Genomic DNA, 22,446 nt, shown 5'->3' on the forward strand with positions numbered 1-22,446 from the left:
CCGAAATGCCTTGCCGCCCAGAAGCTGCGAGGCCGACCGGCATCCTGCCCCACCCCCGGAGCGGCACGCCGCAGCAGCGCAAAATCGACTGCACAGGTCTGAGGTCGGCGGACATCTGGTCTTGGCTCACGGGTTCAACGCCGGTGCTTTAGCAGGTGGAGATCGCGGGTGAAGACAGTCCGCAGAGCCCGGTCGCCGGATGGCGCCGCTCCATCGTCGACGACAATGTCTCATAGGATTGTCAACAATCCGAGCCATTAATGTAGGCAATTAAGTCGATGATCTGCACATATGCAGAGCACCTTCGTCGACGGAGGTGGCGCAACCGTTGACAATCCCGGCCTTCGGCGCCACCGCTGGTGAATCTCAGTCAGGATGCCTTCGATGCCCAAGAGCCGGTCCACCGCCGTCGCGCCGGATTCTCCCGAGGAAGCCGGCGACGATCGCGGGCTGCCCGAGGACGCGATCTACGAGCAGATTCATCACGCCATCGCGCGGCAGGAGCTCGCCCCAGGCACACGCCTGCGCGAAGAAGAACTGCGCCGCATCTTCAATGTCAGTCGAACGCGCATCCGCAACGTGCTGACCCGGCTCGCCTATGCGGGCGTCGTCACGCTGGAGCCGAACCGCGGCGCCTCGGTCGCCCGGCCGACGCCGAAGGAGGCGCATGACAATTTCATCGCCCGGCGCGCCGTGGAGGAGGCGATCGTCCGGCTCGCCGCCGACCGCCTGACCCCGGCCGACCTGGCGCGTCTCGAAGCCAATATCGACGCCGAGTGCGCCGCCCGGCAGAAGGGCGATCACGCCGCGATGGTCTGGCTCTCCGGCGAGTTCCACACGCTCCTCGCCGGGGTCGCCGGCAACACCATCCTGGCCCGCATCCTGCGTGACCTGATCACCCGCGAGGCCCTGGTCATCGCCACCTACGAGCGCCAGGGCAAGCCGAGTTGCTCGCACGAGGAACACAGCGCCATCCTGGCCGCTCTGCAGCGCCGGGACGCCGATGCGGCCGTGCGACTGATGCTCGAACATCTCGGCAATGTCGAAGACCGTCTCTATTTCGATCCGCTGGAGCGCGATACCGACCTTTCGCGCATCTTCGGCCGGCCCGAAAGAGGCGACGCCGGCTAAACGCCTTCTCCCGTTGCGATATCCCGGCGACCCCATGTGCGCAAATTGTGGGCAGCACTTGAATTGACCAGACCGGATGCCGGATATGCCATCATGGGCTAAGCCCCGGCATCTCCGTCGATCCCGGTCGGTCCGGTCGGGTCCACCACGCGGGCTGCTGCGCTTCGTCACCGGCGATGATCATTCAAGCGTTGCGCGGGCCACGCGCACGCCTCACGCTCCGTCCGGTTTTTATCGGATGAGAGCTCCATGCCGCTGCCGATCGCCCGCCCGAAGCCGCCGCTTGTTCACCGGTTTGCGCCTTCCAGCCCGCGGATGGTCGTCCGATGAAAAGCCATGCCCGGGCGGTCGTGATCGGCGGCGGCGTGGTCGGTGTCTCCGTCCTCTATCATCTGGCCAAGATCGGCTGGACCGACGTGGTCCTCCTGGAGAAGAACGAGCTGACCTCCGGCTCGACCTGGCATGCGGCGGGCGGCGTCACCACGCTCAATTCCGACGCCAACGTCTCCAAGCTGCAGAAATACACCTTCGATCTCTATCGCGAGCTGGAACAGGTCACCGGCCAGTCCTGCGGCATCCATCACAACGGGGGCATCTATCTGGCCGCCTCCGACGGGCAGATGGATTTCCTCAAGCTGATCCATTCGCGCGCCCGCACGCTCGGCATGGACACGGAGATGATCTCGGTCGCCGACGCCAAGGCGCGCAACGTGCTGATCGACGAGCGCCATTTCACCGGCGCGCTCTGGCGCGAGGACGGCGGCTATGTCGATCCCTGGCTGGTGACGCAGGCCTATGTCACCGCCGCCCGCCAGCTCGGCGCCGAGGTTCACCGCTTCACCAAGGTCGAGGCCCTCGTCCAGCGCCCCGACCGGACCTGGGACGTGGTCACCGACAAGGGCACCATCAATGCCGAGCATGTCGTCAATGCCGGCGGCCTGTGGGCACGCGAGGTCGGCCGTCTGGTCGGGCTCGAACTGCCGGTCCTGGCGATGGAGCACATCTATGTCGTCACCGAGCCGGTGCCGGCGCTGAAGGGCCTGCCGCGCGAGATCATCAACACTTCCGACTTCACCGGCGAGATTTATCTGCGCCAGGAGGGCGAAGGCGTGCTGCTCGGCACCTACGAGCAGGCCTGCAAGGTCTGGGCGCCGAAGGAGACGCCGGACGATTTCCACGGCCGCCTGCTGCCCGACGACATCGAGCGCATCGCGCCGGAACTGGAGCGCGGCTTCCGCCATTTCCCGGCGCTGGCCGAGGTCGGCATCAAGAAGGTGGTCAACGGCCCCTTCACCTTCTCGCCCGACGGCAACCCGCTGGTCGGCCCGGTCGAGGGCCTGCCCGGCTTCTGGTGCGCCTGCGCGGTCATGGCCGGCTTCAGCCAGGGCGGCGGCATCGGGCTGGTGCTGTCGCGCTGGATGGCCGAGGGCGATCCCGGCCAGGACGTGCTGGCCATGGATGTCGCCCGCTACGGCCACTTCGCGACGCCGCGCTACACCGCGATCAAGGTCCAGGAGAACTACCGCCGCCGCTTCCGCCTGACCTATCCGAACGAGGAGATGCCGGCCGCGCGCCCGCTGCGCCGCTCGCCGGTCTATGGCGCGCTCGACGCCGCCGGTGCGGTCTGGGGCAACAATTTCGGCCTGGAATCCCCGCTCTGGTTCGCCCACGAAGGGATCGACCGCACCGAGACGCCGACCTACCGGCGCTCGGAGGCCTTCGGGCCGGTCGGCGACGAATGCCGCGCCGTGCGCAATGCGGTCGGCCTGACCGAGATCACCAATTACGGCAAGTACGAAGTCACCGGCCGCGGCGCGCGCGCCTTCCTGGACCGCGTGTTCGCCTGCCGCATCCCCCGCCCCGGCCGTATGGCGCTCGCCCCGATGCTCAGCCCGCGCGGCCGCATCATCGGCGACCTGACCATCGCGTGCCTCGCCGAGGACCGCTACCTGATCGTCGGCTCCGGCTTCGCAGAACGCTTCCACATGCGCTGGTTCGCCGACCGCAACCCGCCCGACGACGTGTTCGTCCGCGCCGCCTCGTCGAGCTATGCCGGCTTCGCACTGTCCGGTCCGAAGGCGCGCGACGTGCTCGGCGCGCTCGCCGATTTCGACGTGTCGGCGGAGGGGTTCCGCCTGTTCGGCGTGCGCGAGGCACCCGTAGGCCTGTCGCCGGCCATCGTCCAACGCTGCGGCTTCACCGGCGAACTCGGCTACGAGATCTGGGTGACGCCCGACTACCTGCCGCAGCTCTACGACGACCTGACCGCGGCGGGACGGGATTTCGGCCTGCGGCTCTATGGCGGCCGCGCCGTTTCCTCGCTCCGGCTGGAAAAGAACTACGGTTCCTTCAACAAGGACTTCCGTCCCGACTACACTGCCGCCGAGACGGGCCTCGACGCCTTCGTGGATTTCGCCAAGACCGTCGACTTCACCGGCCGCGCCGCCGTGCTGGCCGAGCGCGAGACCGGGCCGAAGCGCCGCTTCGTCACGTTCAAGGTGGATGCCCCGCATGCGGACGTGGTCGGCTACGAGGTGGTGCTCAAGGACGGCAAGCCGGTCGGCCATGTCACGTCCGGCGGCTGGGGCCACGCGGTTGGCGCCAGCCTGGCGATGGGCTACGTGCCGGCGGCGCTCGCCCAGGACGGCGAGACCTTCGCCATCGACATTCTGGGCGTTGAATGTCCGGCCGTGATCACGGCGCGGCCGCTCTACGATCCCGAGGGCGCGAGGCTCCGGTCATGACCGAGACACCGAGCGGCGGGCAGACGGCCCCGATCGAAGCCGCCGCCCCGTCGGGTCGCCGGCGTGAGCGCGGCAGTCGCGGCACCCGCTCGGCCGGAACGCCGGACTTCAGCCCGATCCCGCGCCTGCGCGTGCCGTGGGCGCCGCTCGACATCCTCTCCGCCGAGCAGACCGAGCGCATCCTCGACGGCGCCTACCGGGTGCTCGCGGAGACCGGTCTCGAAATCCGCAGCCCGGAGGCCCGCGCCATCTACGCCAAGGCCGGCGCCCTGGTCGACGACGAGACGCAGATCGTCCGCCTCGGCCGCGACATCGTCGAAGCCGCGCTCGCCCTGGCGCCGGCCGAATTCGTGCTCTATGCCCGCGATCCCGCCCGCCACCTGCATGTCGGCGGCAACACGGTCAATTTCGGCCCGGTCAACGGCGCGCCCAACATCACCGACCGCGAGGGCGGCCGCCGCTACGGCGACATCGCCGCCTTCCGCGACATCCTCAAGATCACCCACCGGCTCGGCATCCTGCACTGGCAGGGCGGCATCGTGGTCGAGCCGACCGACCGGCCGGTGCCGAGCCGTCATCTCGACTGCTACCTCGCCCATATCGAATGCTCGGATATCGTCTGGGCCGCGCGCGGCGTCGGCCGGCCGCAGGCCGAGGATGCGCTCGCCATGTCGGCCATCGAGCATGGCTGCTCGATCGACGACCTCGCCCGCCGCCCGACCCTGATGACGGTGACCAACGTCAACTCGCCGCGCCGGGTCGACGAGGAGATCCTGGCCTCGATCATGACCCTGGCGGCGGCCGGCCAATGCGTCGTGATCACGCCCTTCACGCTGATGGGCGCCATGGCGCCGGTGACGCTGGCCGGCGCGCTGGTGCAGCAGACCGCCGAGCAGCTGGCCATCGTTGCGCTCTGCCAACTGGTCCGCCCCGGCGCCCCGACGGTCCTCGGCGGCTTCACCTCCAATGTCGACATGCGCACCGGCTCGCCGGCCTTCGGCACGCCCGAATATGTCCGTGCCTGCCTCGCCACGGCGCAGATCGGCCGCCGCCTGCGCCTGCCGGTGCGCACCAGCGCCGTCAACGCCTCGCCGACGGTCGACGCACAGTCGACCTACGAGACCTTCTTCTCGCTGCAGGCCGCCATCCTCAGCCACAGCCACCTGATCAACCATGCGGCCGGCTGGCTCGAGGGCGGCCTCGCCGCCTCGATGGAAAAGATCGTGGTCGATGCCGAGATGCTGCGCGGCTGGGCCGAGATCCTGAAGCCGCTCGCCTTCTCGGATGACGAACTGGCCATCGACGCCATCGCGGGCGTGCCGGCCGGCGGCCATTTCTTCGGCGCCGCCCATACGCTCGCCCGCTACGAGACCGCCTTCTACCGGCCGCTCCTGTCGGATTGGTCGAACTACGAGAACTGGCGCGATGTCGGCGCGCGCGATGCGACGGTCCGGGCCACCGACATCTGGAAGCGCGCGCGCGACGAATGGGTCGCCCCGCCGCTCGATCCCGCCATCCGCGAAGCGCTCGGCGCCTTTGTGGCGCGCCGGCGCGAAGAACTCGAAAGGACTGCCGCATGACCGGGATCGGCGACACGCCGCTGACCATCGCCGATGTCGAGCGCCTCGTCGCCGGCTCGGCGCCGATCGCGATTTCCGCCGCCGCGCGCGCCCGGATCGGGGCCGCCCGTCAGGTCGTCGACGTCTATGCGGCCGGCACCGTCCCGGTCTACGGCCTGAACACCGGCCTCGGCGGCAATATCGGCTTCCGCATCGACCGCGACGCCATTCCGGACTTCCAGGCGCAGCTGGTCGTCGGCCGCAATGTCGGCCTCGGGGCCTTCCTGGCCGAGCCGATCTGCCGAGCCGCGCTGCTGGCGCGGATCGCCGGGGCAACCAAGGGCGGGGCCGGCCTGTCACTCGGCGTGATCGAGCAGATGACGGCCCTGTTCAATGCCGGCGTCACGCCCGCCATCCCCGAAATCGGCTCGATCGGCGCCGGCGATCTCGGCATTGCCGCCCATATGGGGGCGGCGCTGATCGGCCGCGGCGAGGCCTACCACCGCGGCGAGCGGCTGCCGGCGGCGGTGGCGCTGGAGCGCGCCGGGCTGAGGCCGATCGCGCTCGAACCGAAGGACGGCATCGCGCTCTGCAATGCCTCGACCCCGATGGTCGGCTTCGGCGTGGTGACGCTCGCCGAGCTCGGCCGCCTGCTCGCCGCCGCGATCGCCGTCTCCGCGCTGGCCTTCGAAGCCTATGGCGCCAATCCGCGGATCTTCGACGCGCGCATCCATGCCGCCCGGCCGGCCGCCGGCCAGACGCATGCCGCCGGTCTCTATCGCGCGCTCATCGACGGCAGCCCGCTGGTCGCCGCGCCGCGCACCGTGCAGGATGCCCTCTCCTACCGCTGCCTCGCCCCGATCGTCGGCTCCGCTCTCGCCGCCTACGCGCAGGCGGTCCGGGAACTGGAAATCGAGCTCAACGGCGAGGTCGACAGCCCCCTTGTCCTGACCGAGGCCGGCGAGATGCTGTCGAGCCCGAATTTCCATACGCCCTCGATCGCATTGGCGATCGACGCGATCACCATCGCCCTGTCGCATCTGGCGGCCGCCGGGGCGATGCGGGTCGTCAAGCTGATGAACCCGACCCTGTCGGGGCTGCCCAAATATCTCTCGCCGGTCGGCGGTCCCTCGGCCGGCTTCGTGCCGATGCAGAAGACGACCGCGGCGCTGGAAGCCGAAATCCGCCTCGGCGCGGCGCCGGCCAGCCTCGGCGCCATGCCGGTCTCCGACACGGTCGAAGACGTGGCGCCGATGACGCTGCTCGCCTTCCGCAAGCTCGCCCGCCAGATGGAGGCCTTCCGGCTGCTGGTCGCCGTGGAGGCGACAGTCGCCGCCCAGGCGGCGGATCTGCGCACCGACTACGGCCTGTCGCCCGCGGCGGCCGCCCTGCATGGCATCGTCCGCTCGGCGGTGCCGCGGCTCGAACAGGATCGCGAGACCGGTCCGGACGTGATGACGGTCTGCCGCCGCCTCGCCGAGCCGGCCATCGCCACCGCCATCGCCGAACGCGTCGGACACCTGATGCCGCCAGGCGCCTGAGAACCCGCGCGCGGTTCGCACCGCGCCGGCGGAATCTGCACACCGGCCGTCGTCCTTCGGGCGCCGGCCCCTATCTCAACCGTCGCCGGCCCCGTGCCTGCCAGGCCCCCGCATCCCGGGGGCGGAAGCGGCCGGAGACCCGGCCCCGAACTTACGACGCCACCCGCCCTTCGGCGGCACGACACAGGAGACAGCGCGATGTCCATCTCGATCGATCGACGCACGTTCCTCGCCGGGACCGCCACCGCCGCCCTGACGGCGGCCTGGGGCGGCCCGGCGCTCGCCCAGCAGGGCCCGCGCGACAAGATCACGGTCCGCATCGACCGCGATCTGGCCAATCTCGACCCGGCCTACCGGACCGGCCCCTGGGACGCCAATGTCTGCCGCGTCGTCTACCAGCGGCTGATGAAGCAGAAGGTCAATTCGGCCGAGCTCGAACTCGACGCCGCCGAGAAGATCGACCAGATCTCGCCGACCGAGATCGGCTTCACGTTGAAGCCCGGCCTGATGTTCACGGACGGCTACGGCGAGATGACCGCCGAGGACGTGAAGTTCTCCTTCGAACGCATCGGCCTGCCGCCCAAGGGCGGCCAGAAGGAGAGCGCCTACAAGGCCGACTGGGGCGGCCTCAAGGGCGTCGAGGTGACCGGCAAATATACCGGCAAGATCGTGCTGGAGAAGCCGCGCGCCAACATCTTCACCACGGTGATCGGCGACGTGTCCGGCTGCATCGTCTCCAAGGCCGCGGTCGAGAAGCTCGGCGCCGACTATCCGTCCAAGCCGGTCGGCACCGGCCCCTACAAGCTGACCGCGATCGAGCGCCAGCGCGGCGCCACGCTGACCCGCAATCCCGACTACAAGGGTCCGGCCCCGGCGCTGCAGGAGATCGCGATCCGCTTCATCTCCGATCCGCGCACCACCGACCTGGCGCTGCGCTCCGGCGAGATCGACTTCGCCATCCTGGCCCCGGCCGTCGCCGAGCCGCTGAAATCGGTCGCCGGTCTGACCGTCTCCGAACAGCCCTCGATCGCCTATGTCTGGCTCGGCATGAATGTCGAGAAGGGTCCGTTGGCCGATCTGAAGGTCCGTCAGGCGATCCGCCTCGGGCTCGATGTCGATCAGATGCTGGCGGCCGGCTACAACGGCAAGGCGCCGCGGCTCAACACGCTGCTGCCGCCGCAGATCTTCGGCCACTGGAAGGAGGCGCCGGTCTACAAGCGCAACGTCGCCGAGGCCAAGAAGCTGCTCGCCGAGGCCGGCGTCTCCGGGCTGAAGCTGAAGCTGACCATCCTCAACCAGCCGGCCTATCAGAACATGGCCCTGGTCGCCCGCGCGCTGCTCGCCGAGATCGGCGTGACCATCGAGGTCGACGCCCAGGAAGGCGGCACCTACTGGAATGCCGGCAACGGCGACAGCGGCAAGAATCTCGACCTGTTCCTGCTGCGCTTCAACGGCAAGCACGATCCGAACTTCATCATGCAGTGGTTCGTGTCCGGCCAGACCGGCACCTGGAACTGGCAGCGCTGGCAGAACAAGGACTACGACGCGCTGTTCGCGGCCGCCGCGGTCGAGCTCGATCCGGCCAAGCGCGGCGAGATGGTCGTCAAGGCGCAGCAGCTGATGGACCAGTCGGCGGCCTTCGTCTGGCTGACCAACGAAGTCAACGTGCTGGTGCATCGCAGCTGGCTGAAGCCGGCCGGCGTGCCGGGCTGGCTCGACTGGCAATATGACAGCTGGGGTCTCGGCGCCTGACGGCCCCGGCTGTGCCCCGGCTCATCAAGGACGAGCGGCTCGCCTATGTGACGAGCCGCCTCTTGACCACCGTCCTGATCGTGTTCGGGGCGATGGTGCTCCTGTTCGCCCTGACCGCGCTCGTGCCGGGCGATCCTGCCAAGACGCTGCTCGGGCCGCAGGCCTCGCCCGAGCTGGCCAAGCGCTTCATCACCGAGATGGGGCTCGACCAGCCCCTGCATATCCGGCTCTGGCGCTTCTTCGGCGCGGTGCTGACCGGCAATCTCGGCGTCGACGTGATCTCCGGCAAGCCGGTGGTCCAGCTCGTCGCCTCCGTCCTGCCCTATACCGTCATCCTGACCTTCTCGGCGATCGGGCTTTCCGTCCTGATCGGCGTGCCGCTCGGCATCCATGCCGCCACCCATCGCGGCTCGGCGAGCGACACCATCCTGGCCTTCATTTCGGTCGCCTTCATCGCGGTGCCGAGCTTCGTCATCGCCATCTTCCTGCTCCTGATCTTCGCCATCTGGCTCGACTGGCTGCCGGTGCTCGGCACCAGCCGGTCGGGCGAATTCCTCGACGAGGCGCGGCGCATGATCCTACCGACGCTGGCGCTCGCCGCCGGCTGGATCGGCTTCATCGCCCGGCTGGTCCGCTCCTCGATGCTCGAAGTGCTGGGCGAGCCCTATATCCGCACCGCCCGCGCCTACGGCCTGCCGGAGCGGATGATCACCTACAAATACGCACTCAAGAACGCCTGCATCCCGACCATCGCCATCCTCGGCCTCGGCATCGGCCGGCTGCTCGGCGGCGCCGTGCTGGTCGAGATCGTGTTCGCCCGGCCGGGACTCGGCCGGCTGGTCTATGAGGCGGTGTCGGAGCGCAATTTCCCGGTCGTCCAGGGTGCGGTGCTGGTCGTCGTGGTGCTGTTCGTAGTCGTCAACCTGATCGTCGATCTGTCCTATTCGGCGATCGATCCGCGCATCCGGCGCAGTCCCGGCCAGGGGGCGGGCGCATGACCACACTCTTCGCCATCCTGGCCACCCTCAGGCGCGCGACCGGCTCGGTCACCGGCGCGGTCGGGTTCGCGATCTTCGTCCTGGTCATCCTCGCCGCGCTGTTCGCCCCGGTGATCGCGACCCACGATCCCGACGCGCTCGACGTGATGAACCGCTTCGCGCCGCCCTCGGCCGCCCATTGGCTCGGCACCGACCATCTCGGCCGCGATCTCTTCTCCCGGCTGATCCACGGCGCGACCATCGCGATGAGCGTCGCCCTGTCGGCGATCGCCCTGGCGCTTGCCGCCGGCACCGTGCTCGGCATCCTGGCCGCCTATCTGTCGGACCGCGGCGAGCGGGTGATCCTGATCCTGTTCGACGTGATCGCCGCCTTCCCGAGCCTCGTGCTGGCGCTCGCCATCGTCGCCGTGTTCGGCCCCTCCACCGGTGTCGTCGTCGCCATTGTCGCCCTGACCATGACGCCGCATTTCGGCCGGGTCGCCCGCGCGCAGGTGCTGACGCTGAAGAACGCGCCCTTTCTCGAGGCCGAGCGCATCCTCGGCGCGTCCGGCACGCGCATCGTCTTCGTCCATCTCCTGCCCAACATCATGGGGCCGCTGGTCGTGCTCGCCTCGATGGACATCCCCGTGGTCATCACCATCGAGGCCGGACTGTCCTTCCTCGGCCTCGGCGTGCGCCCGCCACTCGCCAGCTGGGGCACCCTGATCCAGGACGGCTACCAGTTCCTGTCGGACAGCTGGATCCCTGTCGTCGTCTCGAGTTTGGCGCTGGCGCTGGCGACGCTCGGCTTCACCCTGTTCGGCGAGGCGCTGCGCGACGCCGTCGATCCGCGCATCGGCCGGGAGCGCTGACATGGCCGAACCGCTCGTCGCCATCCGCAACCTGAAGCTCGAAGCCGGCACCGCCCGCGGCCGCGCCGCGATCCTGCGCGGCATCGACCTGGAGATCGGCCGCGGCCGCATCCTCGGCCTGGTCGGGGAATCCGGCTCCGGCAAGTCGAGCCTCGCCGCCTGCCTGATCGGCCTGACCCCGGCCAATACCAGCGCCATCTCCGGGGAGATCCGCTTCGACGGCCAGAACCTGGTCGGCCTCGACCCGACCGCCTTCGCGCACCTGCGCGGACGCCGCATCGCGATGATCTTCCAGGATCCGATGACGGCGCTGAACCCGCTCTTCACCATCGGCACCCATCTGGTCGACGTGCTTCGGCACCGCGATCCCGGCCTGACCCGGGCCGCGGCGCTGGCCGAGGCGACCGCCATGCTGGTCAAGGTCGGCATCGCCGACCCTCAGACCCGGATCGCCGCCTATCCGCACCAGCTTTCCGGAGGCATGCGCCAGCGCGTCATGATCGCCATGGCGCTCCTGATGCGGCCCGACCTGCTGCTGGCCGACGAGCCGACCACCGCGCTCGACGCCACCGTGGAGGCGCAGATCGTCGAACTGCTCGCCGCGCTGCGCCGCGAGGTGTCCGGCTCGATCGTGTTCATCTCGCACCATCTCGGCCTCGTCGCGCAGCTCTGCGACGACGTGGCGGTGATGTATGGCGGCACGGTCGTGGAGACCGGCCCGGTCGATGCGGTGCTGACCGATCCGCGCCATCCCTACACCCGCGCGCTGATCGCCTGCGAGATCGACGAGGACGACGCACCCGGCGGCCGGCTCAAGTCGATCCCCGGCGAGGTGCCCGATCCGGTCACGCCGATGACCGGCTGCATCTTCGCGCCGCGCTGCGCGCATGCGCTGGAGGCCTGCCGGGCCGGGGTGCCGGAACTGCGCGCCGCCGGCGACGGCCGGCGGGCGGCCTGCATCCGCTTCGAGGAGCTGCCATGACCGATCCGGCCGCACCCCCGCTGGTCAGTTTCGAGGATGTCTCGGTCGTGTTCGGCGGCCGGGTCCATGCGCTCGACCATGTCGACCTGACCATCGCCCGCGGCGAGGTGCTCGGCCTCGTCGGCGAATCCGGCTCCGGCAAAACCACCCTGTGCCGGACCCTGATCGGGCTGACGCCGCTGACCGCCGGCTGGATCCGCATCGGCGGGGCGCCGCTGATCGAGACCATGGCGGCCGATCCGCTCGGCTTCCGCCGACGGGTGCAGATGCTGCTGCAGGACGCCGTCGCCTCGCTGTCGCCACGCCTGACCATCGGGCGGACGCTGGAGGAGCCGATCGCCATCCACAGCCTGCCGCGCGAGGCCGCCCGCCGGCGGCTCGACGGGCTCCTCGCCCGGCTCGGCCTGCCGCGCGACATCGTCGCCAAATTCCCGCACCAGATCTCCGGCGGCCAGGCGCGCCGCGTCGGCGTCGCCCGCGCCTTGATGGTCGAGCCCGACCTGATCGTCGCCGACGAACCAACCGCCGGCCTCGACGTCTCGGTCCAGGGCGAGCTCCTCAATCTCCTGATGGATCTGCGCCGCGACCTCGGCCTCACCTATCTGCTGGTCAGCCACAATCTCAACGTCATCCGCCGCGTCACCGACCGCACCGCGGTGATGTATCTCGGCCAGATCGTCGAGACGGCGCCGACCCGCGCACTGTTCGATCGCCCGGCGCACCCCTACGCGGCCGCGCTGGTCTCGACCAATCCGGCCATCGATCCGCAGCGCCGGCGGCGCCCGATCGTGCTCGGCGGCGAGATCCCGAGCGTGGTCGACCTGCCCTCGGGCTGCCGCTTCCACACCCGCTGCCCGGTGGCACAGGCCCGCTGCGCTGTCGACGTGCCGGCCGAACGCGAGGTCGGCCCGGGCCGGCGCGTGCGCTGCCATTTCCCCTTCTCTCTCGCCCCGACGGCGGCCGCGGACGCCCTCCCGGTGACGGCAGACGCCACAGCGGCGCCTTCCGCCGTCCCGTCCGCCGCCTCTCTCTGACAGTCCTGGAGTTTTCGCGATGTCCACCCCGGACGCCATGCCGCCGATCTATATCAGCTACCTGAACCGTCTCGACGTGGCCGCGCTGGCCATGACGGATGCCGAGATTCTCGCCGCGATCGAGACCGCGCTCGGCGCCCAGGGCCGCGGCGAGGCCGTGATCGAGCCGCGGGTCCATCTCGAACCCGGCGTCGCGAACGGCCATTTCAACGTGCTGCGCGGCTCGCTCGGCGGGTCGATCGATGCCGCCGGCGTCAAGGTGGTCGGCGACTTCGTCGACAACTACAAAAAGTCCCTGCCTTCCGAACTGGCCGTGCTGACCCTGTTCGACCGCTTCGACGGCCGCCCCAAGGCGATCCTCGACGCGTCGGGCATCACCGACATGCGCACCGGCGCGGTGACGGCAATCGGGGCGAAATATCTCGCCCGCAAGGGCTCCAAGGTGCTCGGCCATGTCGGCGCGCGCGGCACCGCCTATTGGAACGTGCGCCTGCTCGACAGCCTGTTCGACTTCGACGAGATCCGCGTCCACTCGCGCCGCCCAGAGAGCCGCGACGGCTTCGCCGCCAAACTGGCGGCCGATCTCGGCAAGCCGGTCGTGGCGACCGAGGACTGGCGCTCCTGCGTCGAAGGTGCCGACATCGTCGTCGAAGCTTCGCGCCTGGACGCGCCGCAGCCGCTCCTGAAGACCGAATGGATCAAGCCCGGCGCCTTCGTGGTCCCCTACGGCACGATGAGCGCGGTCGAACTGTCGCTAACCGACATCATGTCCAAGCTTGTCGTCGACGATTGGGGTCAATGCAAGGGCGGCAAGTTCGGGTCGCTGCGTGCCCATGTCGAGACTGGCCGGCTGTCGGAGACGACGCTGCATGCCGAACTCGGCCAGATCGTCGCAGGCCTGAAGCCCGGCCGCGAGCGCGACGATGAGACCATCCTGTTCTGGCATCGCGGCCTGTCGCTGTCCGACATCGCGCTCGGCCATGCCATGCTGGCCAAGGGCGAGCGCCTCGGCATCGGCCAGCGGCTGCGCTTCGCATGAAGCGCTTCATCGCCAATGCGCGCATGTATGCGGTGACGCCAGAGGCCGAGGCGGCCTGGCGCATGCTGGTCGAGGCGATCGTCGCGGACGCCGAGCTCGACTTCGACTATCTCGCCTACCCGGCGCCGCAGCCGCTCGAGGTGCTCTGGCGGCGCGACGATCTCGGCGCGGTGCAGATGTGCGGCTATCCGATCGCGCTCGGCCTCGCCGACGTGGTGCCGATCGCCGCCCCGATTCCGGCCGCGCCCTGGGCCGGCGGCCGGCCGGTCTACCGTTCGGACCTGATCGTGCGCCGTGACGCGCCCTACAGGTCAATCGAGGATACCTTCGGCGGCCGCGCCGGCTGGACGGTCGAGCATTCCCATTCCGGCTTCAACGCCTTCCGCCATCACCTGCTCGGCTACCGCAGTCCGGACCGGCCGGCGCTCTATGGCAGCATGGCCGGCAACCTGATCACCGCCCGGCGCATCCTCGACAGCGTGCTCGACGGCTCCATCGATATCGGCCCGCTCGATGCCTATTGGCACGACCTGATCGCGCACCATCGCCCGGACCTGACCGCCGGCATCCGCGTGCTGGCCTCGACCGACCTCGCCCCGATCCCGGCCTTCGTCGCCGCCCCGTCCCTGCCCGCAGAGGCCGTCGACCGCCTGAAACGCGCCTTCGCGGCCGCCGCCACCCGCCCCTGGTTCGCCGCCCCGGCCGAGACCTTGCGCCTGACCGGCTTCGCCCCCGTCACCCACGCCGATTTCGCCACCACTTTGGCCTGGGACCGCGCCGCCAAGGCCGCCGGCTACCCCGTCCCGGCCTGACCCCCACGATCGCCGACCCGCCCCGGCCACTTTTCCCGATCCCCGAGGCCGCATCCCCGGACAAGGCCCGGAGGGCCGCCGATCCGGGGCCTACTCGCAGGCGAGCGGCGTCAAGATCATGTGAAAACACAAAGGCTTGCGGCTTGCGTCCAGCAGAGTGGGTCCCGGCTCTGCGCTGCGCTGCGGCCGGGAATGCGATGCGAGATGGTGCATCCATTCCCAGCTCTGAGGGCCCCCTCCGGTCTCGCGGCCGCATCCCCGGACAAGGCCCGATGGGCCGCCGATCCGGGGCCCACTCGCCCGCCCGCGGCGTCAAGACCATGTGAAAACACAAAGGCTTGCAACGCGCTCGCAGCAGAGTGGGTCCCGGCTCTCCGCTGCGCTGCGGCCGGGAATGCGATGCGAGATGGTGCATCCATTCCCAGCTCTGAGGGCTCCCCCTCCGGTCTCGCGGCCGCATCCCCGGACAAGGCCAGATGGGCCGCCGATCCGGGGCCTACTCGCAGGCGAGCGGCGTCAAGATCATGTGAAAACACAAAGGCTTGCGGCTTGTGTCCAGCAGAGTGGGTCCCGGCTCTCCGCTGCGCTGCGGCCGGGAATGCGATGCGAGATGGTGCATCCATTCCCAGCTCTGAGGGCTCCCCCTCCGGTCTCGCGGCCGCATCCCCGGACAAGGCCCGGAGGGCCGCCGATCCGGGGCCTACTCGCCCGCCCGCGGCGTCAAGACCATGTGAAAACACAAAGACTTGCGGCTTGCGTCCAGCAGAGTGGGACCCGGCTCTCCGCTGCGCTGCGGCCGGGAATGCGATGCGAGATGGTGCATCCATTCCCAGCTCTGAGGGCTCCCCCTCCGGTCTCGCGGCCGCATCCCCGGACAAGGCCAGATGGGCCGCCGATCCGGGGCCTACTCGCAGGCAAGCGGCGTCAAGATCACGAGTTAACACAAAGACTTGCGGCTTGCGTCCAGCAGAGTGGGACCCGGCTCTCCGCTGCGCTGCGGCCGGGAATGCGATGCGAGATGGTGCATCCATTCCCAGCTCTGAGGGCTCCCCCTCCGGTCTCGCGGCCGCATCCCCGGACAAGGCCAGATGGGCCGCCGATCCGGGGGCCTACTCGCAGGCGAGCGGCGTCAAGATCATGTGAAAACACAAAGGCTTGCAACGCGCTCGCAGCAGAGTGGGTCGCGGCTCTCCGCTGCGCTCCGGCCGGGAATGCGGTGCGAGATGGTGCAGGATTCGGCGAGCATCTCCCCGGGGCGGACCCGATCTTGATCGCCCGGGCGGTGAGACGGCAGGACCTCAGGGATGGACCGGGTCGAGCCCTTCGGCAGCGCTGGGAATAGGGGCGTGTCCGCCGTCCGCACCGGGCTCGGCGACCACGATGCGACCCGGGGCGCGGCCATGGGGGTGGATCGGGGCGTCGTGCGGGGCGAACAGGAAGCGGCGGAAAACGTCGCCGTAGCCGCGATAGAGGAGCCCCCCATTGGCCTCGAGCAGAGCGGCGCGATGGGCGCGGTAGACCGCCGGCAGGCGATACCACGGCAGGCTCGGCCAGCGGTGATGGGCGACATGCAGGTTGTTGTGCAGGAACAACAGGCCGAAGACCGGGCTCGCTTCGACGATCGCGGTGCGCTCGGCGACGTCGTCCTTCGCCTTGTGTTCGGCGAAGGAGCGCACCAGCGCCAGAGCCGTGCCGAGATAGACGAAGCCGAGCAGATATTGCCAGAGCGGCATGCCGCAGACGCCGAGCGCCCAGCCGAGCACCAGCGCCACGAAAACCGCATGCCAGGCCCAGACCTGCGCTGCGGCCCGGTCGCCGGCGATCACGCGGCGCGCCTCCTCGGCGAGGAAGCGGGCGATCGACCAGAGCGGGCCGATCGCCAGCCGCCCGGCCAAGGTCGCCTGCAGGGCGACCAGCCGGCGACCGACGGGGCCGAGTTCGCAATAGCCCTCCGGGGTCCAGTAGCGGCTCTCGGGATCGTCGAGCGGGTCGGTCAGCCGCTCGTCGCGGTGATGCACCAGATGGGAGTGCCGGTAGCATTCGAACGGCAGCCAGAGCCAGAAGGGCGGCGTGCCGAGAATGGTGTTGATCCGTCGCGACCGGGTCGGATGCCCGTGCAGGATCTCGTGCTGGATCGAGCCCCACCAGGCCGCAGTCCAGGCGGCCAGCGGCAGCCACAGCCAGAGCGGTACGGCGGCGTGGAACCAGGTCAGGCCGAACCAGCCCGCATAGACGAGAAGGATCAGCGCCAGGGTCGGAACCTCGACCATCGGCAGTCTTTCACGGATGGCGGGCGCGTCGGACATGGGACCCATCTTCGGAACTCTGGGAAAGCCAGCTCAGATTAGAAGCCGCGCGATTCGCCGCAACGCGGATGTTGTCGCGAGCAATCGCGACTGGTCACCGCGCGGCCGGACTTGGTGACGATCGTCACCAAAGCATGACGGCTGCGAGGTCCAGGCCCCTTCGGACGGGCATCGTCCCGGCCTGCCGGGTTCGCACTTTCCCGCAACCCGGCCTTGTGGCGCGATCATCGGACGGCCGCCCGGTGCCACGCAGGGCGCCGATTTGGTGATGATCATCACCAATGATGCATATCGTCACCGACGATTGCGAACGGTCGACACAGGCTCTAGCCTTGCGGACCATGAAACCGCGCGTCTCGCACGATCTCTTCCGGGAACGGGTGCGCCAGGTGCTGACCCGCAGCGGTCTCACCTATGCCGGCTTCGCGCGCCGCGCCGGTCTCGACCGCTCGACCCTGTCCCAACTTCTGACCGGGCCGATGCCGCGCCTGCCGCGCGCCGAGACGCTGGTCCAGATCGCCCGAACCGCGCGCGTCTCGGTCGACTGGCTGCTCGGCCTCAGTCAGCGCTCGGAGATGGAGACGGAGATCATCGAAGCCGTGATGCGCTTCGAGCCCTACGGCCAGAGCCCGGCCGAGGATCCGTATCTGGGTTGGGTCAAGGCCGCGCAGGGTCTGCGCATCTGCACTGTGCCGGCGAGCTTCCCCGATCTCCTGAAGAACGAGACGGTGCTACGCACCGAATTCCCCGAGGCCTTTGCGGTTCCGCGCGGCAATGCGGTCGAGGCGGTCGCCCAGCGGCTCGACATCCTGCGACAGCCCTACCAGCAGCATGAGGTCGCCAATTCGCGCGAGGCCTTCATCGGCTTCGCCGCCGGCGCGGGACGCTGGTCGGTGCTCGATGCCGCCACCCGGCGAACCGCGCTCGAACACATGACGGCCATCACCGAAGAGCTCTACCCGTCCTTCCGGGTCTACCTTTATGATTCCGGCACCACCTTCTCGGCCCCTTTCACGGTGTTCGGCGCGCAGCGCGTCGCCGTCTTCCTGGGACCGAGCTACCTGCTGCTGAACGCGGCCAGCCATGTGGAGATGTTCGCCCGGCGGTTCGACGACCTGATCCGCGGGGCCGTGGTGCAGCCGCACGAATTCGCCGGCTTCTTGAAGGACTTGACCGGCCGGGTCGGATGATCCGGGCCGGATATGCGCGGGGGGGCGCATCAGGCATGGACGGTTCGGAAGCCCAAAGGCGCCTCTCGATGGAGGCGTCTCTCGACAGCATGGAAGGCGTCTTCTGGCAGGCACCGCCACCCAAGGGCTGGCTGGCCCGGCTCCCCAAGGCGGCGCTGCTGGTTGCCGTCTATCCGGGCGTGCTCACCGCCGGCACCATCGCGCTGGCCGCGACCTGGCTGTCGGTCCACTACAACGCCCCGGTCATGCTGTTCGCACTGCTGATCGGCATGGCGTTCCATTTCCTGCATGAGGAAGGCCGCTGCCGGTCGGGCATCGAATTCTCCTCGCGCACCATTCTGCGCCTGGGCGTCGCGCTGCTCGGCGTGCGCGTGACCTTCGGCCAGATCTCGGGGCTCGGTCTGCAGCCGGTGTTGACCGTCATGCTCGGCGTCGCCAGCACGATCGGCATCGGCGTGCTGATCGCCCGGCTGCTCGGCCTGAAGCCCTGGTTCGGGCTCTTGTCGGGCGGATCGGTCGCCATCTGCGGCGCCTCCGCGGCGCTTGCGGTCGCCTCCGTGCTGCCCGACCGGGTGCGCGACGACCGCGACACGATCCTGACCGTGGTCACCGTGACGGCACTCTCGACCATCGCCATGGTGGTCTACCCGGCCATCGTCGCCGCCGTCGGCTTCAACAATACCGAGGCCGGCGTGTTTCTCGGCGGCACCATCCACGATGTCGCCCAGGTGGTCGGCGCCGGCTACATGGTCTCGCCGGAGACCGGCGACGTGGCGACCTATGTCAAGCTGCTGCGCGTCGCCATGCTGCTGCCGGTGGTCGCCGCGATCGGGCTCGTCGTGGCGCGGATCGGCGCGGTCGGCGGCAAGCCGGGCCGGGCGGTGCCCGGCTTCCTGCTCGGCTTCGCCGCGCTGATGGCGGCGAACAGCTTCGGACTGGTGCCGCCCTTCGTCGCCGCGCTGCTGACGGAGATCTCGCGCTGGTGCCTGGTCGTCGCGATCGCGGCGCTCGGCATGAAAACCTCGTTCAAGACCCTGTTCGCGGTCGGCTGGCGGCCGATCGCCCTGATGGTCGCCGAGACCGTGTGGATCGCCTTGCTGGTCTTCGTCTCGGTCGCCTTCTTCTCATGACGACCGGACGCCGGCGCCCCCTGCGAAATTAGCATGCCGGCGACCTGGAGCTTGGGACGCGGATCGGTCAAGATGCATCGCCGCATTGCAGCATGACGCTGCCGGGCCGGCGGAGGCATCATGACGGGCAAGATCGTCGCCGTATCCCAACAGAAGGGCGGATCCGGCAAGACCACGCTCTCCGCCCATCTGGCCGTGGCCCTGCAGCCGCTCGGCCGCATCGCCATCCTGGATGTCGACCCGCAGGGCAGCCTCGGCGAGTGGTTCGAGAAGCGCGAGGCGCGGCTCGGCGAGGAGGCGACCGGCCTGACCTTCCGCACCGCCAGCGGTTGGGGCGCCAAGCGCGAGGCACGCACCCTGGCGCGCGACCACGACCTCGTCGTGATCGACACCCCGCCGAAATCCGATCTCGACGCCCGCTATGCGGTCGAGGCCGCCGATCTGGTCATCATCCCGATCCAGCCGAGCCCGGTCGACCTGTGGGCGAGCGAGGCGACGCTGACCATGGTCGAGCGCGAGAATGTGCCGGCGCTGTTCGTCCTGAACCGGGTCTCGGCCCGCTCGAGTTCGGCCAAGGCGGTGATCGAGGCGATCGAGAAGCTGGGCCGGCCGATCTCTGAGGCCCGCCTCGGCGACCGGGTCGCCTTCGCGGCCAGCATGGGGATCGGCTCGACCGCGATGGAGAGCGAGCCCGGCAGCAAGGCGGCGCTGGAGGCGTTGGCCATCGCCATGGACGTGAAGCGGCGGCTCGACGTCTGAGCGGGCGACGGGTCGGCGTTGCGTGGCGGCGCTTCACGCGGCGGCCGGCGGGCGCTATGGACGGGCTCCCATCCTCGCCGGAGGCCAGCATGGCACTGGAACAGACCGCGTTCGACAAACCCCTCGATGCCGATCCCGAGCTCGCCGCCGCGATCCGGGGCGAGTTGAAGCGCCAGCGCGAGGGGATCGAACTGATCGCCTCCGAGAATATCGTCTCGCCGCTGGTGCTCGCCGCGCAGGGCTCGGCGATGACCAACAAGACGGTCGAGGGCCTGCCCTATCACCGCTATTACGGCGGCGCCGAATATGCCGATGCGGTCGAGCAGATGGCCGTCGACCGCGCCTGCCGCCTGTTCGGCTGCCGCTTCGCCAATGTCCAGCCGCATTCGGGATCGAACGCCAATGCCGGCGTCTTCCTCGGCCTGCTGGCGCTCGGCGACACCATCCTGGCCATGGATACCGCGGCCGGCGGCCATATCAGCCACGGCCATCCGGCGACCCTGACCGGGCGCGACTACAAAATCGTCCGCTACGGCGTGTCGCGCGAGACCGAGCGGATCGACATCGAGGCGGTCGCCACGCTGGCGCGGGCGTCCCAGCCGAAGCTGATCATCGCCGGCGGCTCGGCCTATCCGCGCAGCATCGATTTCCCGGCCCTGGCGGCCGTGGCGCGCGAGGTCGGCGCGCTGTTCATGGTCGACATGGCGCATTTCGCCGGCCTGGTCGCGACCGGACAGCATCCCTCGCCCTTCCCGCATGCCGACATCGTCACCACCACGACCTACAAGTCGCTGCGCGGCGCGCGCGGCGGCATCGTGATGTGGAACGACCCCGCCCTGTCCGACCGGATCAATCTCGGCATCTTCCCCGGCGTGCAGGGCTCGGTGCTGCTGCACGCGGTCGCCGGCAAGGCGGCCTGCCTCGGCGAGGCGCTGAAGCCCGAATTCCGCACCTATAATGAGGCGGTCGTCGCCAATGCCCGGGCACTCGCCGAGACGCTAGCGGCATCCAGTTACCGGCTCGTCTCCGGCGGCACCGATACCGGCATGATCCTGGTCGATCTCTCCGCGCGCGGCACCACCGGCGACATCGCCGCCAAGGCGCTCGAAAAGGCCGGGCTCGCGGTCAACAAGAACCTGATCCCGTTCGACTCCCGCACGGCGGAAGCGCCCTCGGGGCTGCGGCTCTCCTCCAATGCCGGCACGACGCGCGGCTTCGGCACCGAGGAGTTCCGCCGGATCGGCGCGATGATCGATCGCGTCGTCTCCGCCCCGTCCGACGCCGCTGTGCTGGCCGACGTCAAGGCCGAGGTCGCCAACCTCTGCGCGGCCTTCCCGATCTACTGATCCGGGTCGAGCCCGCTCTGGGATCGCGCGCCGGACGCGCGATCCCGGTGTCCCCCGGTCCCTGCGAGATCACGTCCCCGGAAAGGCCATGGCCTTGTCGGGGAACGGCAGGTCGGGTCCGAGCGGCACGATGCCGTTCGGATTGAGCGTGGCGATCGAATGATAGCCGCGCTTGATGTGGTCGATCGACACGGTCCCGGCCAGGTCCGGGATCGCCATCAGCCGGCCGAGATAGGCGGAGAGGTGCGGATAGTCGGCGAGCCGGCGCCGGTTGCACTTGAAGAGGCCGTGATAGGCCGCATCGAAGCGGATCAGCGTGACGAACAGCCGGATGTCGGTTTCGGTCAGGGCCTCGCCGAAGAGATAGGGGCCGGTTCCGGCCAGCCGGGCCTCCAGGTCGTCGAGCATCGCGAACACGTCGCGATAGGCCGCCTCGTAGGCGCCCTGGGTCGAGGCGAAGCCGGCGCGATAGACGCCGTTGTTGAGCGCCGGATAGATGCGCTCGGACAGGGCGTCGATGTCGGCGCGCAGCGGCTCGGGATAAAGATCGACCGGATGGGTGGCGAGGCCGCGGAAGCCGTCGCCGAGCATGCGCAGGATGTCGGCCGATTCGTTGTTGACGATCGTGCGCCGCTGGCGGTCCCACAGCACCGGCACCGTGGCGCGGCCGTTCACTGCCGGGTCGGCGGCGGTATAGATCTCGTGCATCCAGGTCGCGCCGATCTCCTCGTCGCGCATCGGCGCCGCGGGACCGAAGCGCCAGCCCTGCGCGCCGAGCGCCGGATCGACCACCGTGACCGGGATGGCGTCTTCGAGGCCCATCAGCGCACGGGCGGCGAGCGTGCGCGAGGCCCAGGGGCAGATCAGCGCGACATAGAGCCGATAGCGCCCGGCCTCGGCCGCAAAGCCGCCCTCCCCGGTCGGTCCGGGCCGGCCATCGACCGTCACCCAGTTGCGGAAGGTCGAGGTCTGGCGGACGAAGCCGCCGGCCGCGTCCTTGGCCTGGATCGGCTGCCAGTCCGCCATCCATTTCCCGTTCACCAGCATCGCTCTCTCCCGGCCGCCGTCCGGGCGACCCTCACTGTGTATCACCGTGAGATCGGACGCGCCGGGCGCAGGGTCAATGCCGCCGGGATTGAACGCTGCGTTCGCCCCGACCCCATCAGTGGCCCCGCCGAACGGGCCCCTACGCCCCGCCCGGGCGCCTCCCGTCGAACAGTGCGTATCCGGGACCATGCCGGGGCGGGCATGGCGGCGGCCGGAAAGACGCGC

At 69.6% G+C, this 22,446-nt stretch carries 17 protein-coding genes; 15 read left to right on the forward strand and 2 right to left on the reverse strand.

The features are described 5' to 3' along the window. The first annotated feature begins 384 nt into the window (after positions 1 to 384). The 11 genes from KL771_RS10785 to KL771_RS10835 all read left to right on the forward strand — a co-directional run bounded on the left by KL771_RS10785 (position 385) and on the right by KL771_RS10835 (position 14,443). The gene (locus tag KL771_RS10785; RefSeq protein ID WP_261968571.1) at positions 385 to 1,131 is read left to right on the forward strand and encodes a GntR family transcriptional regulator; all 747 of its coding nucleotides are present in this window, start codon (positions 385 to 387) and stop codon (positions 1,129 to 1,131) included. A 326-nt stretch (positions 1,132 to 1,457) separates the two neighbouring features. Continuing rightward, positions 1,458 to 3,875: a GcvT family protein gene (locus KL771_RS10790; protein WP_261968572.1), complete on the forward strand. Its 2,418-nt coding sequence runs from the start codon at positions 1,458 to 1,460 to the stop codon at positions 3,873 to 3,875. Beyond that, a complete protein-coding gene (locus KL771_RS10795) occupies positions 3,872 to 5,455 on the forward strand; it encodes a trimethylamine methyltransferase family protein (protein WP_261968573.1) in 1,584 nt (527 codons plus the stop codon). The genes KL771_RS10790 and KL771_RS10795 overlap by 4 nt, the downstream gene beginning before the upstream one ends. Then, positions 5,452 to 6,975, forward strand: a complete 1,524-nt coding sequence (locus KL771_RS10800) for an HAL/PAL/TAL family ammonia-lyase (protein ID WP_261968574.1) — start codon at positions 5,452 to 5,454, stop codon at positions 6,973 to 6,975. Before KL771_RS10795 ends, KL771_RS10800 begins: the two co-directional genes overlap by 4 nt. A gap of 198 nt (positions 6,976 to 7,173) precedes the next feature. Then, a complete protein-coding gene (locus tag KL771_RS10805; protein ID WP_261968575.1) occupies positions 7,174 to 8,727 on the forward strand; it encodes an ABC transporter substrate-binding protein in 1,554 nt (517 codons plus the stop codon). Between the two features lie 11 nt (positions 8,728 to 8,738). Continuing rightward, positions 8,739 to 9,725: an ABC transporter permease gene (locus tag KL771_RS10810; protein ID WP_261968576.1), complete on the forward strand. Its 987-nt coding sequence runs from the start codon at positions 8,739 to 8,741 to the stop codon at positions 9,723 to 9,725. After that, positions 9,722 to 10,576 (forward strand): ABC transporter permease, encoded by an 855-nt coding sequence (locus tag KL771_RS10815; RefSeq protein WP_261968577.1) that lies wholly within the window; start codon positions 9,722 to 9,724, stop codon positions 10,574 to 10,576. The genes KL771_RS10810 and KL771_RS10815 overlap by 4 nt, the downstream gene beginning before the upstream one ends. Before the next feature lies 1 nt (position 10,577). Continuing rightward, the gene (locus KL771_RS10820; RefSeq protein WP_261968578.1) at positions 10,578 to 11,558 is read left to right on the forward strand and encodes an ABC transporter ATP-binding protein; all 981 of its coding nucleotides are present in this window, start codon (positions 10,578 to 10,580) and stop codon (positions 11,556 to 11,558) included. After that, a complete protein-coding gene (locus KL771_RS10825; RefSeq protein ID WP_261968579.1) occupies positions 11,555 to 12,592 on the forward strand; it encodes an oligopeptide/dipeptide ABC transporter ATP-binding protein in 1,038 nt (345 codons plus the stop codon). The genes KL771_RS10820 and KL771_RS10825 overlap by 4 nt, the downstream gene beginning before the upstream one ends. A gap of 37 nt (positions 12,593 to 12,629) precedes the next feature. After that, positions 12,630 to 13,631: an ornithine cyclodeaminase family protein gene (locus tag KL771_RS10830; protein ID WP_261968920.1), complete on the forward strand. Its 1,002-nt coding sequence runs from the start codon at positions 12,630 to 12,632 to the stop codon at positions 13,629 to 13,631. After that, positions 13,628 to 14,443 (forward strand): phosphate/phosphite/phosphonate ABC transporter substrate-binding protein, encoded by an 816-nt coding sequence (locus tag KL771_RS10835; protein ID WP_261968580.1) that lies wholly within the window; start codon positions 13,628 to 13,630, stop codon positions 14,441 to 14,443. The genes KL771_RS10830 and KL771_RS10835 overlap by 4 nt, the downstream gene beginning before the upstream one ends. A gap of 1,298 nt (positions 14,444 to 15,741) precedes the next feature. Here the strand turns inward: KL771_RS10835 and KL771_RS10840 are convergent. Next, positions 15,742 to 16,749: a fatty acid desaturase gene (locus KL771_RS10840; RefSeq protein WP_261968581.1), complete on the reverse strand. Its 1,008-nt coding sequence runs from the start codon at positions 16,747 to 16,749 to the stop codon at positions 15,742 to 15,744. Between the two features lie 281 nt (positions 16,750 to 17,030). Here KL771_RS10840 and KL771_RS10845 point away from each other — a divergent pair, with 281 nt between their 5' ends. The 4 genes from KL771_RS10845 (at position 17,031) to KL771_RS10860 (ending at position 21,174) form a co-directional block, all read left to right on the forward strand. After that, complete coding sequence (locus KL771_RS10845; protein WP_261968582.1) at positions 17,031 to 17,939, forward strand: helix-turn-helix domain-containing protein; 909 nt, start codon at positions 17,031 to 17,033, stop codon at positions 17,937 to 17,939. A gap of 68 nt (positions 17,940 to 18,007) precedes the next feature. Further along, positions 18,008 to 19,069, forward strand: coding sequence for a YeiH family protein (locus tag KL771_RS10850; RefSeq protein ID WP_261968583.1), 1,062 nt, complete (start codon positions 18,008 to 18,010; stop codon positions 19,067 to 19,069). A gap of 120 nt (positions 19,070 to 19,189) precedes the next feature. After that, on the forward strand, positions 19,190 to 19,828 hold the full coding sequence (parA, locus tag KL771_RS10855) for a ParA family partition ATPase (RefSeq protein WP_261968584.1): 639 nt from the start codon (positions 19,190 to 19,192) through the stop codon (positions 19,826 to 19,828). Positions 19,829 to 19,917: 89 nt separating this feature from the next. Continuing rightward, complete coding sequence (locus tag KL771_RS10860) at positions 19,918 to 21,174, forward strand: serine hydroxymethyltransferase (protein ID WP_261968585.1); 1,257 nt, start codon at positions 19,918 to 19,920, stop codon at positions 21,172 to 21,174. Positions 21,175 to 21,243: 69 nt separating this feature from the next. Here KL771_RS10860 and KL771_RS10865 read toward each other — a convergent pair whose 3' ends face one another. Beyond that, positions 21,244 to 22,221: a glutathione S-transferase family protein gene (locus KL771_RS10865; RefSeq protein ID WP_261968586.1), complete on the reverse strand. Its 978-nt coding sequence runs from the start codon at positions 22,219 to 22,221 to the stop codon at positions 21,244 to 21,246. Positions 22,222 to 22,446: the final 225 nt, after the last annotated feature.

Source organism: Prosthecodimorpha staleyi (assembly GCF_018729455.1).
GTDB classification, from domain to species: domain Bacteria; phylum Pseudomonadota; class Alphaproteobacteria; order Rhizobiales; family Ancalomicrobiaceae; genus Prosthecodimorpha; species Prosthecodimorpha staleyi.

What these genes read in the sequence shown, in the direction of transcription:
- parA (WP_261968584.1), top strand. Translation starts at nt 19,190, where the DNA reads ATGACGGGCAAGATCGTCGCCGTATCCCAACAGAAGGGCGGATCCGGC.
- KL771_RS10815 (WP_261968577.1), top strand. Translation starts at nt 9,722, where the DNA reads ATGACCACACTCTTCGCCATCCTGGCCACCCTCAGGCGCGCGACCGGC.
- KL771_RS10835 (WP_261968580.1), top strand. Translation starts at nt 13,628, where the DNA reads ATGAAGCGCTTCATCGCCAATGCGCGCATGTATGCGGTGACGCCAGAG.
- KL771_RS10790 (WP_261968572.1), top strand. Translation starts at nt 1,458, where the DNA reads ATGAAAAGCCATGCCCGGGCGGTCGTGATCGGCGGCGGCGTGGTCGGT.
- KL771_RS10850 (WP_261968583.1), top strand. Translation starts at nt 18,008, where the DNA reads ATGGAGGCGTCTCTCGACAGCATGGAAGGCGTCTTCTGGCAGGCACCG.
- KL771_RS10800 (WP_261968574.1), top strand. Translation starts at nt 5,452, where the DNA reads ATGACCGGGATCGGCGACACGCCGCTGACCATCGCCGATGTCGAGCGC.
- KL771_RS10860 (WP_261968585.1), top strand. Translation starts at nt 19,918, where the DNA reads ATGGCACTGGAACAGACCGCGTTCGACAAACCCCTCGATGCCGATCCC.
- KL771_RS10795 (WP_261968573.1), top strand. Translation starts at nt 3,872, where the DNA reads ATGACCGAGACACCGAGCGGCGGGCAGACGGCCCCGATCGAAGCCGCC.
- KL771_RS10845 (WP_261968582.1), top strand. Translation starts at nt 17,031, where the DNA reads ATGATGCATATCGTCACCGACGATTGCGAACGGTCGACACAGGCTCTA.
- KL771_RS10865 (WP_261968586.1), bottom strand. Translation starts at nt 22,221, where the DNA reads ATGCTGGTGAACGGGAAATGGATGGCGGACTGGCAGCCGATCCAGGCC.
- KL771_RS10825 (WP_261968579.1), top strand. Translation starts at nt 11,555, where the DNA reads ATGACCGATCCGGCCGCACCCCCGCTGGTCAGTTTCGAGGATGTCTCG.
- KL771_RS10840 (WP_261968581.1), bottom strand. Translation starts at nt 16,749, where the DNA reads ATGTCCGACGCGCCCGCCATCCGTGAAAGACTGCCGATGGTCGAGGTT.
- KL771_RS10820 (WP_261968578.1), top strand. Translation starts at nt 10,578, where the DNA reads ATGGCCGAACCGCTCGTCGCCATCCGCAACCTGAAGCTCGAAGCCGGC.
- KL771_RS10805 (WP_261968575.1), top strand. Translation starts at nt 7,174, where the DNA reads ATGTCCATCTCGATCGATCGACGCACGTTCCTCGCCGGGACCGCCACC.
- KL771_RS10830 (WP_261968920.1), top strand. Translation starts at nt 12,630, where the DNA reads ATGCCGCCGATCTATATCAGCTACCTGAACCGTCTCGACGTGGCCGCG.
- KL771_RS10785 (WP_261968571.1), top strand. Translation starts at nt 385, where the DNA reads ATGCCCAAGAGCCGGTCCACCGCCGTCGCGCCGGATTCTCCCGAGGAA.